13 protein-coding genes are annotated in these 12,094 nt (G+C 70.9%); 9 read left to right on the top strand and 4 right to left on the bottom strand.

The window, feature by feature from the left end; genetic code table 11:
• Positions 1–20: 20 nt before the first annotated feature.
• Positions 21–353: an STAS domain-containing protein gene (locus AB0B58_RS17295; protein WP_360224360.1), complete on the bottom strand. Its 333-nt coding sequence runs from the start codon at positions 351–353 to the stop codon at positions 21–23.
• A 127-nt stretch (positions 354–480) separates the two neighbouring features.
• On the opposite strand from AB0B58_RS17295, the gene AB0B58_RS17290 reads away from it, so the two are divergent.
• The gene (locus AB0B58_RS17290) at positions 481–951 is read left to right on the top strand and encodes a peroxiredoxin (protein ID WP_360224358.1); all 471 of its coding nucleotides are present in this window, start codon (positions 481–483) and stop codon (positions 949–951) included.
• A gap of 4 nt (positions 952–955) precedes the next feature.
• Here the strand turns inward: AB0B58_RS17290 and zwf are convergent, their stop codons facing one another.
• A complete protein-coding gene (gene zwf, locus AB0B58_RS17285; RefSeq protein WP_360224356.1) occupies positions 956–2,449 on the bottom strand; it encodes a glucose-6-phosphate dehydrogenase in 1,494 nt (497 codons plus the stop codon).
• 158 nt (positions 2,450–2,607) lie between these two features.
• Between zwf and AB0B58_RS17280 the strand changes: the two genes are divergently transcribed.
• Entirely contained in the window at positions 2,608–3,546 is a 939-nt protein-coding gene (locus tag AB0B58_RS17280; RefSeq protein ID WP_360224354.1) for an exopolyphosphatase, read from the top strand.
• Positions 3,547–3,704: 158 nt separating this feature from the next.
• Here AB0B58_RS17280 and AB0B58_RS17275 read toward each other — a convergent pair whose 3' ends face one another.
• Entirely contained in the window at positions 3,705–4,526 is an 822-nt protein-coding gene (locus AB0B58_RS17275; RefSeq protein WP_360224352.1) for a DUF1775 domain-containing protein, read from the bottom strand.
• A gap of 79 nt (positions 4,527–4,605) precedes the next feature.
• Between AB0B58_RS17275 and AB0B58_RS17270 the strand changes: the two genes are divergently transcribed.
• The 5 genes from AB0B58_RS17270 to AB0B58_RS17250 all read left to right on the top strand — a co-directional run bounded on the left by AB0B58_RS17270 (position 4,606) and on the right by AB0B58_RS17250 (position 9,242).
• Positions 4,606–4,812 (top strand): RNA-binding S4 domain-containing protein, encoded by a 207-nt coding sequence (locus tag AB0B58_RS17270; protein WP_184993586.1) that lies wholly within the window; start codon positions 4,606–4,608, stop codon positions 4,810–4,812.
• Positions 4,813–4,958: 146 nt separating this feature from the next.
• Positions 4,959–6,332, top strand: coding sequence for a sugar ABC transporter substrate-binding protein (locus tag AB0B58_RS17265; protein ID WP_360224349.1), 1,374 nt, complete (start codon positions 4,959–4,961; stop codon positions 6,330–6,332).
• 54 nt (positions 6,333–6,386) lie between these two features.
• A complete protein-coding gene (locus AB0B58_RS17260; RefSeq protein ID WP_360224347.1) occupies positions 6,387–7,352 on the top strand; it encodes a sugar ABC transporter permease in 966 nt (321 codons plus the stop codon).
• Entirely contained in the window at positions 7,349–8,209 is an 861-nt protein-coding gene (locus AB0B58_RS17255; RefSeq protein WP_360224345.1) for a carbohydrate ABC transporter permease, read from the top strand. Before AB0B58_RS17260 ends, AB0B58_RS17255 begins: the two co-directional genes overlap by 4 nt.
• Before the next feature lie 136 nt (positions 8,210–8,345).
• Entirely contained in the window at positions 8,346–9,242 is an 897-nt protein-coding gene (locus AB0B58_RS17250) for a hypothetical protein (RefSeq protein ID WP_360224343.1), read from the top strand.
• Positions 9,243–9,362: 120 nt separating this feature from the next.
• Here the strand turns inward: AB0B58_RS17250 and AB0B58_RS17245 are convergent, their stop codons facing one another.
• Positions 9,363–9,731: an FKBP-type peptidyl-prolyl cis-trans isomerase gene (locus AB0B58_RS17245; protein WP_360224341.1), complete on the bottom strand. Its 369-nt coding sequence runs from the start codon at positions 9,729–9,731 to the stop codon at positions 9,363–9,365.
• 163 nt (positions 9,732–9,894) lie between these two features.
• Here AB0B58_RS17245 and AB0B58_RS17240 point away from each other — a divergent pair, with 163 nt between their 5' ends.
• Together AB0B58_RS17240 and AB0B58_RS17235 are read left to right on the top strand one after the other, a co-directional pair.
• Positions 9,895–10,830, top strand: a complete 936-nt coding sequence (locus AB0B58_RS17240; protein WP_360224339.1) for a lytic polysaccharide monooxygenase — start codon at positions 9,895–9,897, stop codon at positions 10,828–10,830.
• Positions 10,831–10,863: 33 nt separating this feature from the next.
• On the top strand, positions 10,864–12,069 hold the full coding sequence (locus AB0B58_RS17235; protein ID WP_360224337.1) for a glycoside hydrolase family 3 N-terminal domain-containing protein: 1,206 nt from the start codon (positions 10,864–10,866) through the stop codon (positions 12,067–12,069).
• Positions 12,070–12,094: the final 25 nt, after the last annotated feature.

Below are 12,094 nucleotides of genomic sequence, written 5' to 3'. Positions count from 1 at the left end.
GGATCCGGGGCGCCCTTTGCTCACTCCTTGAGCGCGGCCGCGACGTCGGTGTGCAGCGACATGTGGTCGGTCAGCCCGAGGGTGTCGAGCAGGCGGCGCAGGAATCCCGAGGGTGCGGCGAGCCGGACCCAGCCGCCGCGTTCCGTGGCCCGGCCGTGCGCCGTGACCAGGACACCGATGCCCATCGAGTCGCAGAAGTCGAGGCCCGAGAGGTCGACGACGATGCGGGGGGCGGGGCGCTCCACGAGCCGGCCGAGGTTGGCCTTGAGCGATGGCGCGGTGTCGATGTCGAGGGAGCCGCGCAGCGTCAGTACGGCCGTGTTGGGTGGGTGGTGGGCGACCGAGACCTGCATGGCGGCGTCGCTTTCCTCGGGGGGCGGGCAGGGGTCAGCCGGGGGAGTCGGGACGATACCGGTGGGTGTGCTCAGCCTAGGCGAGGAGTCGGTCGCCGGCCGAATCAGGGCGCGGTACTTTGATCAAATGAGCATCGACAAGGGTGAGATCGCCCCCGACTTCGAACTATCGGACCAGGACGGCACGCCGCGGCGGCTGAGCACGCTGCTCGCCGACGGTCCGGTGGTCCTCTTCTTCTATCCCGCCGCCATGACCAGCGGCTGCACGGCCGAGGCCTGCAACTTCCGGGACCTCGCCGCGGAGTACGCGGCGGCCGGCGCGCAGCGGATCGGGATCAGCCGCGACGCCGTCGACAAGCAGAAGAAGTTCGCCGACCTGCACGGCTTCGACTATCCCCTGCTCTCCGACGCGGAGAGCAAGGTCGCCGACGCGTACGGGGTGAAGCGCAAGCTGCCGCTCGGCCCGCTGAGCATCCGGCGGATGACGTTCGTGATCGACACCGACCGGACGGTGCTGGAGGTCGTGCACAGCGAGCGGAACATGAACGAGCACGCCGACCGGGCCCTCGAGGTGCTCAAGGCCCGGCCGGCGAGGTAGTCGCTCAGACCGCGTTGCGCCACTTGCGGCCGCTGCGGCCGATGAGCCGGTCGGCGTCGGTCGGACCCCAGGAGGCGGCCTCGTAGGTGGGGATCGGCGAATTGTCGTTCTTCCAGCGCTCGATGATCGGGTCGACGATCCGCCAGCACTGCTCGACCTCGTCGGTGCGGATGAACAGCGTGGGGTCGCCGAGCAGGGCGTCGAGCAGCAGCCGCTCGTACGCCTCCGGCGACTCCTCGCGGAACGTCTGCTCGTACGAGAAGTCCATGCTCGCCGTGCGCACCCGGAAGGAGTGGCCCGGCACCTTGGCGCCGAAGCGCAGCGAGATGCCCTCGTTGGGCTGGATCCGCAGGATCAGCGCGTCCGCGTCCAGCTCGGTGAGCTGGTTGGTCGGGATCGGCAGGTGCGGCGGCCGCTGGAACTGCAGCGCGACCTCGGTGACCCGGGCGGGCAGCCGCTTGCCGGTACGCACATAGAACGGCACGCCGGCCCAGCGCCAGTTGTCGACGTTGAGCCGCATGGCCGCGTACGTCTCGGTGCGCGACAGCGGGTCGACGCCCACCTCGTCGCGGTAGCCGGCCATCAGGTCGTCGCGGGTGCCGCCGCGGGTGTACTGGCCGCGGACCGCCAGGTCGGCGATGTCGCGGTCGGTGGGCAGCCGGATGGCCTGCAGCAGCTTGACCTTCTCGTTGCGCAGCCCCTCCGCGTCGAACGACGCCGGCGGCTCCATCAGGGCCAGCGCGAGGACCTGGAGCACGTGGTTCTGCACGATGTCGCGCATCGCGCCGGCGTGCTCGTAGAAGCCGCCGCGGGTGCCGACGCCGAGCGTCTCGGCGACGGTGATCTGCACGTGGTCGACCCACGACCGGTTCCAGATGGGCTGGAAGATCGCGTTGGCGAAGCGCAGCGCGAGCACGTTCTGGACGGTGTCCTTGCCCAGGTAGTGGTCGATGCGGAAGACCTGCGGCTCGTCGAAGGCTGCGTGCACGATGCCGTCGAGCTCGTGCGCGGTACGCAGATCGTTGCCGTACGGCTTCTCGATCACGAGCCGGGCGAAGGAGCCCTCCCGGGCGTGGTTCAGGCCGGCGCCGGCGAGCCCCTTGATGACCGGCTCGAAGGCCTCGGCGGGGGTGGAGAGGTAGAAGATCCGGTTGCCCGACGTGCCGCGGGTGGCGTCCAGCTCGTCGAGCACCTCGGCCAGGCGCTTGTAGGTCTCCGGCTTGTCGTAGCCGCCCGAGACGTAGCGGATGCCGCCCTGCAGCTGCGGCTTGTCCGCGAGGCTGCGGCTGCCGAGGGCGCTCTCGGCGAACTGGTGGTCCTCCATCGGGGTGCGGGCGACGCCGACGAGGGCGAACTCGCCGGGCAGCCGGCTGTGCCGGGCGAGACTCTCCACGGCCGGCAGCAGTTTGCGGCGGGTGAGGTCGCCGGACGCGCCGAAGATGACCAGGGTGGCGGGCGGGGCGTTGCGGTCCTGCACGAGCTGGGGAACGTTGTCCATCGTCAGGTCTTCCTCCGACCGCGTACGTGAGCTTCCGTGTGAACTTTACGCAGCGCGAGGGGTGCCGGATCAAACCCGTACGCCGATGCGGCCAGGCCCATATCTGCAAAAGTGGCAAACTGGGGAGTAAGGTGCCAATCGGCAGAGGGAGATTGCTCGTGAAGTACCGGCTCGTGACCCGCAGCGACTTCGACGGTCTCGTCTGCGCGGTGCTGCTGCGTGTGCTCGACATGATCGACGACATCACCTTCGTGCACCCCAAGGATGTGCAGGACGGCGCGATAGCCATCACGGAGCGTGACATCCTGACCAACCTGCCGTTCTCGCCCGGCGCCCACATGGTGTTCGATCACCACCACTCCGAGACTCTGCGTAATCAGGGCGACCGGTCGAACCACATCATCGACCCCGACGCGCCCTCGGCGGCGCGGGTCATCTACGACTACTACGGCGGGGCGGAACGCTTCCCGGAGATCTCGGACGAGCTCATGCGCGCCGTCGACCAGGCCGACTCCGCCGACTACTCGCTCGACGACATCCTCAACCCGCAGGGCTGGACGCTGCTCAACTTCCTGATGGACAGCCGGACCGGCCTCGGCCGCTTCCGCGAGTTCCGGATCTCGAACTACCAGCTGATGATGCTGCTCATCGACGCCTGCCTCCAGCTGCAGACGGTCGACGAGATCCTCGAGCTGCGCGACGTCAAGGAGCGCTCGGAGCTGTACCACGACTGCTCGGCGATGTTCGTGGAACAGCTGCGCCGGGTGAGCCACGTCGACGGCGACGTGGTCGTGGTCGACCTGCGCGGGGAGGAGACGATCCACGCGGGCAACCGCTTCATGGTGTACGCGCTTTACCCCGAGGCTCGGGTGTCGGTGCACATCATCTGGGGCCGGCAGCGGATCAACACGGTCTTCGCGTGCGGCAAGTCGATCCTCGACCGCTCGTCCCCGGTCGACATCGGCGAGGTGATGCTGCGCTACGGCGGCGGCGGCCACCTGGCGGCCGGCACCTGCCAGGTACCGCACGAGGACTCGCCCCGGGTCCTGGCCGAGATCATCGACGCCCTCAAGACGCCCCGCACGGTCTCGGTGTAATCCGGCCGGGCAAAGAGCTGAGCGGAGCGGGAAGCCGAACCTTCCCGCCCCGCTCTATGCAGGTCGTGGGTCTTGCCCTTGACCCCACCCGCCGGTCGTGTTCCGCGCCCCACGCGCATCAGCACGACACACCCGCGCCCACCTGCGCGGGACGTCTGTCACTCGCCGGGGCCGTCCCGGTAGCTCCAGGAGGTCACCCGCGGCGCCTTCGCCGCGCCGACCAGTTCCTTGTCTTCTTCGTCCTTCGCCTCGGGCTCCTCGGCGGCCGGCTCGCCACGGCGACGGGACCGCAGCGCCACGATCAGGCCGCCGGCCGCGGCGAGGGCGGCGGCGACCCAGCCCGCCACGCTCCAGAAGCCGGGTCCGTCGTCGGCCTCGAGCAGGGCCGCGACCACGGCGGGGTCGATCGAGTCGGAGTTCGTGCCGGAGTGGCCGCCGCCACCGTGGGTGGCCGCCTCCTGGCCCGGCGCGGCCGGGGTGAGCGTGAGGGTCACCGGCGGCATGGTCGCGCCCTTGGCTGGGTCCGCGTAGGTCGCCTCGACCTTGAAGGTCATCTGTGCCGCGGCCGGCAGCGGGCCCATGGCCACGGTCAGGTCCGTCGACTTGCCGGGTGCGAGCGCCCTGCCCGGCATCGCGATCCAGGTGATCGCCGCGGCGGCCTCGTTGACCTGGCTGTTGCCGTGCAGGCCGAGCATCGGCTCGTCGAGAGGTCTGTTGACGATCTGCGGCGCCCAGTCGTCGACCGAGAGCGGGTAGGCCTCGGCGACCGGCAGGTCCGCGGGGAGCAGCAGCTTCACCCGCGTGATGGCGCTCTGCGCGGTGTTCTTCACCCGGAACGTCACGTCGGTGCCGCCGCCCTGCGGCGCGCTCGGCGGGCTGACCGTCACGTCGGCGGCGGCGGGGGATGCCGCACACAGCACACCCGCGGCGACGGCGGCGGCCACCACGCCCGCCCGGCGGTGCTTCACGAGATGCCTCACGAGGGTTAGTTCGGCTCCCGCGCCCGAATGGTTCAACCGCTCGGAACTTTCTTTTCCCGGGTTCGGCATGATGGTCGGCATGCGTGACGTGCCGATCGACAGCGACATGATCAGACTCGGACAGTTCCTGAAGCTTGCCGACCTCATCGACACCGGGGGAGAGGCCAAGGTGCTGATCACGATCGGCGATGTGACGGTCAACGGCGAGGTCGACACCCGGCGCGGCCGGCAGTTGCATCCGGGTGATGTCGTCTCGGTCCGGGGCCGGTCCGCGCGAGTCGCCTGAGGACGATCCGGGCAACTCGGATACTCACATAGGCAACAACGTGTGACGAGTTGTTGACATGGTGTCGATCACAGGCATCTACTGAGGTCGGTTGTGTTACCGGCGTCACAGATGTCGTGTTCGTTCCGCCTCGCTGGGGAGGCCCCATGTCTCGTGCACGCATTCGTGCGGTCACGTCGGTAGCGGCCGCGGCGCTGCTCGCGGTGGCGCTCGCCGGATGCGCGGGCTGGGGCGGTGGCGGCGGCGGGTCCGACGACGCGAACAGCATCGACGTGCTGATGGTCAACAACCCGCAGATGATCGATCTGCAGCGGCTGACCGCGGACAACTTCACCAAGCAGTCCGGCATCCGCGTCAACTTCACCGTCCTGCCGGAGAACGACGTTCGCGACAAGATCAGCCAGGAGTTCTCCAGCCAGGCCGGCCAGTACGACGTCGCGTCGCTGAGCAACTTCGAGATCCCGATCTACGCGAGGAGCGAGTGGATCGCCCCGCTGGACGCCTACGTCGCGGCCGACACCGTGTTCGACCAGGCGGACATCCTGCCGCCGATGACGAAGTCGCTGACCGCCAACGACGGCAAGCTCTACGGCGAGCCGTTCTACGGCGAGTCCTCGTTCCTGATGTACCGCAAGGACGTCCTCGACGCGCTGGGCGTCCAGATGCCCGCGAAGCCGACCTGGCAGCAGGTCGCGGCCATCGCCGCACAGGTCGACGGCAAGCAGCCCGGCATGGCCGGCATCTGCCTGCGCGGTCAGCCCGGCTGGGGCCAGGTCTTCGCCCCGCTGACCACGGTGGTGAACACCTTCGGCGGCACCTGGTTCGACATCGACTGGAACGCGCGGGTCGACTCGCCCGAGTTCCGCCAGGCCGTCCAGTTCTACGTCGACCTGGTCCGCGCGCACGGCGAGACCGGCGCGCCGCAGGCCGGCTTCACCGAGTGCCTCAACAACCTGATCCAGGGCAACGTCGCGATGTGGTACGACGCGACAAGCGCCGCCGGTTCGCTCGAGGCCGCGGACTCGCCGGTCAAGGGAAAGATGGGCTACGTCGCCGCGCCGGTCGAGAAGACCGCGAGCTCGGGCTGGCTCTACGCCTGGTCCTGGAGCATCCAGCAGGCCAGCGAGAAGAAGGACAACGCCTGGAAGTTCATCTCCTGGGCGTCCGGCAAGGAGTACGAGAAACTCGTCGGCGGCCAGCTGGGCTGGTCCCGGGTTCCCGCCGGCAAGCGTGCCTCGACCTACGACAACCCGGACTACCTCAAGGAGGCCTCGGCGTTCGCCGAGCCCACCGAGCAGGCCATCTCCACCGCCGACCCCCGCAACCCCGGCGTGCAGCCGCGCCCGGCCATCGGCATCCAGTTCGTCGGCATCCCCGAGTTCACCGACCTCGGCACGCAGGTCTCGCAGTACGTCAGCTCGGCCATCGCCGGGCAGATGACCGTCGACGAGGCCCTGGAACGCGGCCAGCCCCTGGCCGACGACGTCGCCGAACGATATCGATCCCGCGAGAACGGCTGAGGGCGTCACGGCCGGACGCGGGTCGTGCGGACATGAGAGGGAGGCGAAGCTGACATGACATCCGTGGCCGAGAAGACCGGCGAGGGACAGCTCGGCAGCGCTCCTCCGCGCCCACCCGGCGCGGCGCGCAGGGCCGCGGGCTGGGCCCGCCGCGCGCCGCTCATGCCCGCCCTCATCTTCATGATCATCGTGACCCAGTTGCCGTTCGTGGTGACCCTGGTCATCTCGTTCATGGACTGGAACGCCTACTACCCGGACGAGCGGGGCTTCACCGGCGTCGACAACTACCGGCGGGTCTTCACCGACGTCAACATGCTTGACGCGGTCTGGACCACCGTCAAGCTCACGGTCGGCGTCGTGCTGATCAGCCTGATCCTCGGGCTGGGCATAGCGCTACTGCTGGACCGGAGGTTCCGGGGCCGCGGCGCGGTCCGCACGATGATGATCGCCCCGTTCCTGGTGGTACCGGTCGCGGCGGCGCTGCTCTGGAAGCACGCGCTCTACAACCCCGAGTACGGCCTCTTCAACGGGGCGCTGACCTGGGTGTGGGGCCTGTTCGGATCGGACGACCCGCCGCAGCCGGACTGGATCAGCAACATGCCACTGTGGTCGATCATCTTCTCGCTGGTCTGGCAGTGGACGCCGTTCATGATGCTGATCCTGCTGGCCGGGCTGCAGAGCCGCCCGCTCGACGTCGTCGAGGCGGCGCGCATCGACGGGGCCGGCGGCTGGCAGATCTTCCGCAGCATGACGCTGCCGCACCTGCGCCGCTACCTCGAGCTCGGCGCGCTGCTCGGATCGATCTACATCGTGCAGAACTTCGACGCCGTCTTCACCATCACGTCCGGCGGCCTGGGCACGGCGAACCTGCCGTACACGATCTACCAGATCTTCTACCAGGCGCACGACTACGGCCGGGCCTCGGCGGCCGCCGTGGTCGTGGTGGTCGCCACGATCATCATCGCGACGTTCGCGCTGCGGACCGTCTCGTCGCTGTTCAGGGAGGACTCGGGCCGATGAGCACCCTCACGCAGACCGCGCCGGCGGGCCCGCCGAAGCGCAAGGACCGCGTCGGGCCGTGGCTCTCGCTGCTGGCCTGGGTCGTCGGCATCCTGTTCGTGCTGCCGGTGCTCTGGATGGTGCTGACCTCGTTCCACAGCGAGGCGGACGCCGCGACCAACCCGCCGGCCGTCTTCGCCCCGATCACCCTGGAGGGCTACCGCGAGTTCTTCTCCGGCGCCGCCAGCCCCTGGCCGCCGCTGCTCAACTCGCTCACCGCCAGCGTACTTTCGACGGTCCTGGTGCTGCTGCTGGCGTTCCCCGCCGCGTACGCGCTGTCCATCAAGCCGGTGCGCAAGTGGACCGACGTGCTGTTCTTCTTCCTCTCCACCAAGATGCTGCCGGTCGTCGCCGGCCTGCTGCCGCTGTACCTGTTCGCGCAGTACACCGGCCTGCTGGACAACATCTGGCTGCTGATCGTCTTCTACACCTCGATGAATCTGCCGATCGCGGTCTGGATGATGCACTCGTTCCTGGCCGAGGTGCCGGTCGAGATGCTCGAGGCCGCGTCCATGGACGGCGCGAGCCTGGCCCGGACGCTGCGCTCGGTCATCGCCCCGGTGGTCCTGCCGGGCCTCGCGGCGACCGCGCTGATCTGCTTCATCTTCAGCTGGAACGAGCTGCTCTTCGCCCGGGTGCTCACCGCCACCGTCGCGGAGACGTCCCCGGTCTTCCTGACCAGCTTCGTCACCAGCCAGGGCCTGTTCCTGGCCCAGTTGTGCGCGGCCGCCTTCGTGGTCTCGCTGCCCGTGCTCGTCGCCGGCTTCGCGGCACAGGACAAGCTCGTGCAGGGCCTGTCGCTGGGCTCGGTCAAGTAGCCGCCCGCCAAGCATCCACTCCGCCCCGATAAAGGTGACCGGCCCCGCCCCCTGGGGCCGGTCACCGCCCGCCGCGGACGATTTTTTCCCCGGAACGGGTAGGAACCCGTCCGCCCCGGGGTACGTCTCACCGCCTATGACCAGACTTCGCTGCCTGTCGACGGCCGCTGCCGCCGCTACCTTGTTCCTGCTCAGCGGATGTGCCCAGACGGTCGGCGCCGGCGCCGAGGCGCTGTCGCCCTCCGCGGCTCCCGCATCGCCCGTCCTACCGGACGACGATGACGCGCTGATGCTGCGGGTGGCTTACACGGGTGGCTTCGTCGGCCCGGACATGCTCGCCGGCCGGATGCCCGAGACCAGCGTCTACGCGGACGGCCGGGTGATCTTCGACGGCCCGGTCCCGGCCATCTATCCCGGCCCGGCGCTGCCCAATGTCCAGGTGCTGACCATCTCGCCGGACGCGCTCGGGACGCTGCTCGACAAGGCCGTCGCCGCGGGCGTGCAGGACGGCGCCGACCTCGGCCACCCCGGCGTCGCGGACGCACCGACCACCGAGATCACCGTCCGGACCGCGGCCGGCGAGCAGACGGTCGGCGCGGAGGCCCTCAATGAGGCGCAGGCCGACGACCCGCTGCTCACCGCGCCGCAGAAGCAGGCCCGCAAGAAGCTCCTGGCCTTCATCGAGGAGCTGAACAGGATCACCACCCAGCCGGCCGGCGGCACGCCGCAGCAGTACCGCCCCGAGGTCCTGGCCGCGATCGTGCGGCCGTACGTGGAGCCCGGCGACGGCCTGCCCGAGCGGCCGAAGAAGGTCGGGTGGCCCGGCCCGGCGCTGCCCGGCGAGTCGCTGAACCCGACCGTCGGGATCAACTGTGTCGCCGCCACCGGCAAGCAGGTCGACGCCGTCCTGGCCGCGGCGAAGGAGGCCAACGCCGCCACGCCGTGGACCTCCGGCGGCAAGACCTACTCGGTGCGCCTGCGGCCGCTGCTCCCGGACGAGACGGGCTGCGCCGACCTGAAGGCGGCCCGATGACCCCGATCGGCGAACCGTTCGATGAGTCGCCGGGCAACCGGCCCGACTCCGGCCCGGCGAACAGCGAAGGGCCGGGACAGGCGACGCCCGTCCCGGCCCGCACGGCCTGCCGGCCCTGGCTTACTGCACGCCGAGTAGATCCACCACAAAGATGAGGGTCTCGTTCGGCTTGATCGCGCCGCTGGCGCCGCGGGAGCCGTAGCCGAGGTGCGGGGGGATGGTCAGCTTGCGGCGGCCGCCGACGCGCATGCCGGCCACCCCCTGGTCCCATCCGCCGATGACCTGGCCGTCGCCCAGCAGGAAGTCGAACGGCTGGCCGCGGTTGTACGACGCGTCGAACTCCTTACCCGTGGAGAACGCGACCCCTACGTAGTGGACGTTGACCCGGTGTCCGGGCTTCGCCTCGTCGCCGTCACCGACGGTGATGTCCTCCACGACCAGTTCGGCCGGCGGCGCGCCCTCGATGGGGCCGACGTCGGGCTTCTCCATGTTTCCTCCTGTGTTGTGTGCCTTCGGCCATGCAACCACAGCGCCGCGTCTTTTTCGGGCAGCACCACCCACCGTAGTGAACGACTGGCGGCTGATCTCCGTACTGTCCGCCGTGGGGTCGCTGCGGCCTCGCGCCGCCGTGCCCGCGAGCCGAGGAGGTCACATGACCGTCGTACGCCGTACCGCTGCCCTGGCGCTGGCCGGCGGGATCGCCGCGGCCGCCGCCGTGCTCCCCGCCCTGCCCGCCCTCGCGCACGGCGCGCCGACGTCGCCGATCAGCCGCAGCGCGGCCTGCGCCGACGGCGGTGAGCGGACGGGTTCGGCCGTCTGCAAGGCGGCGCGCACGGCGAACGGCCGGGAGTTCGGCAACTTCTCGAACGTGCGGGTGCCGAACGTGAACGGCAAGGACAGACAGACCATCCCGGACGGCGAGCTGTGCAGCGGCGGCGTGGCGGAGTACAAGGGCCTGGACCTGGCGCGTACGGACTGGCCGACGACCAAGGTCACCGCGGGCGCCACGCTGCCGATCACGTACGCGGGGACGATCCCGCACCAGGGCACGTTCCGGGTCTACCTGACCAAGCAGGGCTACGACCCCTCCGAGCCGCTGGGCTGGGGTGACCTGAGCGCGTCGCCGATCCTGACGGCGCAGGACCCGCCGCTGCGCGGCGGCGCCTACCGGATGAGCGCCAAGCTGCCGAAGGATCGCAGCGGCCGGCACGTGCTCTACACGGTGTGGCAGACCTCCAGCACGCCGGACACCTACTACTCCTGCTCCGACCTGCAGATCAAGGCCCGGCCCGTTGCGGTCGCCGCGGCGAAGCCGGCCAAGGCGGCCAAGGCCTCCGCCGCGCCCAAGGCGTCGCGCTCCGCGGAGCCGGGGGTGATCGCCTCCCCGCAGGAGGTCGCCGCCCCGGCGGCCGCGGGCGTGCCGGAGCCGAAGGCCAAGGAGTCGTGGCTGAGCCCAGCGGCCGCGGAGGCCGAGGACCGGGTGGCCCTCGGCCACCAGATCATCCTCGCGGCGCTCATCGTGATCGTCGGCGTCCTGGCCGGTGCCGCCTTCAACCGCTGGCGCGCGGCTCGCGGCACGCGCGGGTAGGCGCCGCGGACCGGCCCGATAGCGTTGGTCGGGATGAGACAGCGCGTGCGGTGGTTGAGCGTCGGAGCCGTGGTGGCGACCGTGGTCGTCGCCCTCGCCCTCCGGCCGGCCACGAACGACGGTCCACCGCCGACGGCCTCCGGCGCGCCCGCCTCGCCGGCCGCGTCGGCGCCGCCCTCGGCGTCGGCGTCCGCCGCGCCCCCGCCCGGTGCGCCGGCGTGCGCCCGGGCGGTCGCCCGCCTCTCGCCAGAGGAGCGGGCCGGGCAACTGCTCATGGTGGGTACGCCGGTCGACCGCCCGCGCGGCCTGAGGGCCGTGGTGCGGCGGCACCACCTCGGCGGCGTGTTCCTGGCCGGCCGCAGCAAGCGCTCCGCCGCCGCGTTGCGTTCGGACATCGCCGCACTGCAGGGCGGCTCCGCGCTGCCGTTGCTGGTCGCGCTCGATCAGGAGGGCGGCAGCGTGCAGACCCTCAAGGGGCCCGACTTCCCGCTGATCCCGTCGGCGCGGCGGCTCGGCGGGTCCTCGCAGGCGTTGCTGCGCGACGCCGTGCGCGACAGTGCGCGGCGGCTCTCGGGGATCGGTGTCACGGTCAACCTCGCGCCGGTGGCGGACACGGTGCCGGCGGGACTGGGTGAGGGCAATCCGCCCATCGGGGCGTTCGGCCGGGAGTACGGCTCCGAGCCCGGCCGGGTCGCCGACGACATCCGTGCGGTCGTGCCGGCGTCGCAGGGCGCGGGTGTCCTGACGATCCTCAAGCACTTCCCGGGTCTGGGCAGGGTGCGTGCCAACACCGACACGTCCACGAGGGCGGTCGACCGCGCGGCGACCGTCGACGACGAGTACCTCGAGCCGTTCGTGGCCGGCATCGACGCCGGCTCGGCCGGGGTGATGATCTCCTCGGCCTCCTATCCGCGCCTGGACCCCGACGACATCGCCGCGTTCTCGGCCCCGATCGTCACCGGGCTGCTGCGCGACCGCCTCGGCTACCGCGGCCTGGTCATGTCCGACGACCTCGGCGCGGCGCGGGCGGCGCGAGCGGTGCCGGCCGGGCAGCGCGCGGTCCGCTTCGTGCGCGCGGGCGGCGACCTGGTGCTGACGATCCGGCCGCAGGACGCCGGGCCGATGACCGCCGCCCTGATCGGGGAGGCCCGCCGGTCGCCGGCCTTCGCGGCCCGGGTCGACGACGCGGCCGTACACGTGCTGGAGGCCAAGCGGCGCGCCGGCCTGCTCCGGTGCTGACCCCGGGCCGGGCCGGCCGGAGCCG

Origin of the sequence: Actinoplanes sp. NPDC049118 (assembly GCF_040648555.1) — a bacterium.
Lineage (GTDB): Bacteria > Actinomycetota > Actinomycetes > Mycobacteriales > Micromonosporaceae > Actinoplanes.
This window is presented reverse-complemented; position numbering and strand designations above follow the sequence as displayed.

Coding starts and splice junctions, on each gene's coding strand:
- AB0B58_RS17250 (WP_360224343.1), top strand. CDS start 8,346: ATGACCAGACTTCGCTGCCTGTCGACGGCCGCTGCCGCCGCTACCTTG.
- AB0B58_RS17290 (WP_360224358.1), top strand. CDS start 481: ATGAGCATCGACAAGGGTGAGATCGCCCCCGACTTCGAACTATCGGAC.
- AB0B58_RS17235 (WP_360224337.1), top strand. CDS start 10,864: ATGAGACAGCGCGTGCGGTGGTTGAGCGTCGGAGCCGTGGTGGCGACC.
- AB0B58_RS17240 (WP_360224339.1), top strand. CDS start 9,895: ATGACCGTCGTACGCCGTACCGCTGCCCTGGCGCTGGCCGGCGGGATC.
- AB0B58_RS17270 (WP_184993586.1), top strand. CDS start 4,606: ATGCGTGACGTGCCGATCGACAGCGACATGATCAGACTCGGACAGTTC.
- AB0B58_RS17245 (WP_360224341.1), bottom strand. CDS start 9,731: ATGGAGAAGCCCGACGTCGGCCCCATCGAGGGCGCGCCGCCGGCCGAA.
- zwf (WP_360224356.1), bottom strand. CDS start 2,449: ATGGACAACGTTCCCCAGCTCGTGCAGGACCGCAACGCCCCGCCCGCC.
- AB0B58_RS17295 (WP_360224360.1), bottom strand. CDS start 353: ATGCAGGTCTCGGTCGCCCACCACCCACCCAACACGGCCGTACTGACG.
- AB0B58_RS17260 (WP_360224347.1), top strand. CDS start 6,387: ATGACATCCGTGGCCGAGAAGACCGGCGAGGGACAGCTCGGCAGCGCT.
- AB0B58_RS17255 (WP_360224345.1), top strand. CDS start 7,349: ATGAGCACCCTCACGCAGACCGCGCCGGCGGGCCCGCCGAAGCGCAAG.
- AB0B58_RS17265 (WP_360224349.1), top strand. CDS start 4,959: ATGTCTCGTGCACGCATTCGTGCGGTCACGTCGGTAGCGGCCGCGGCG.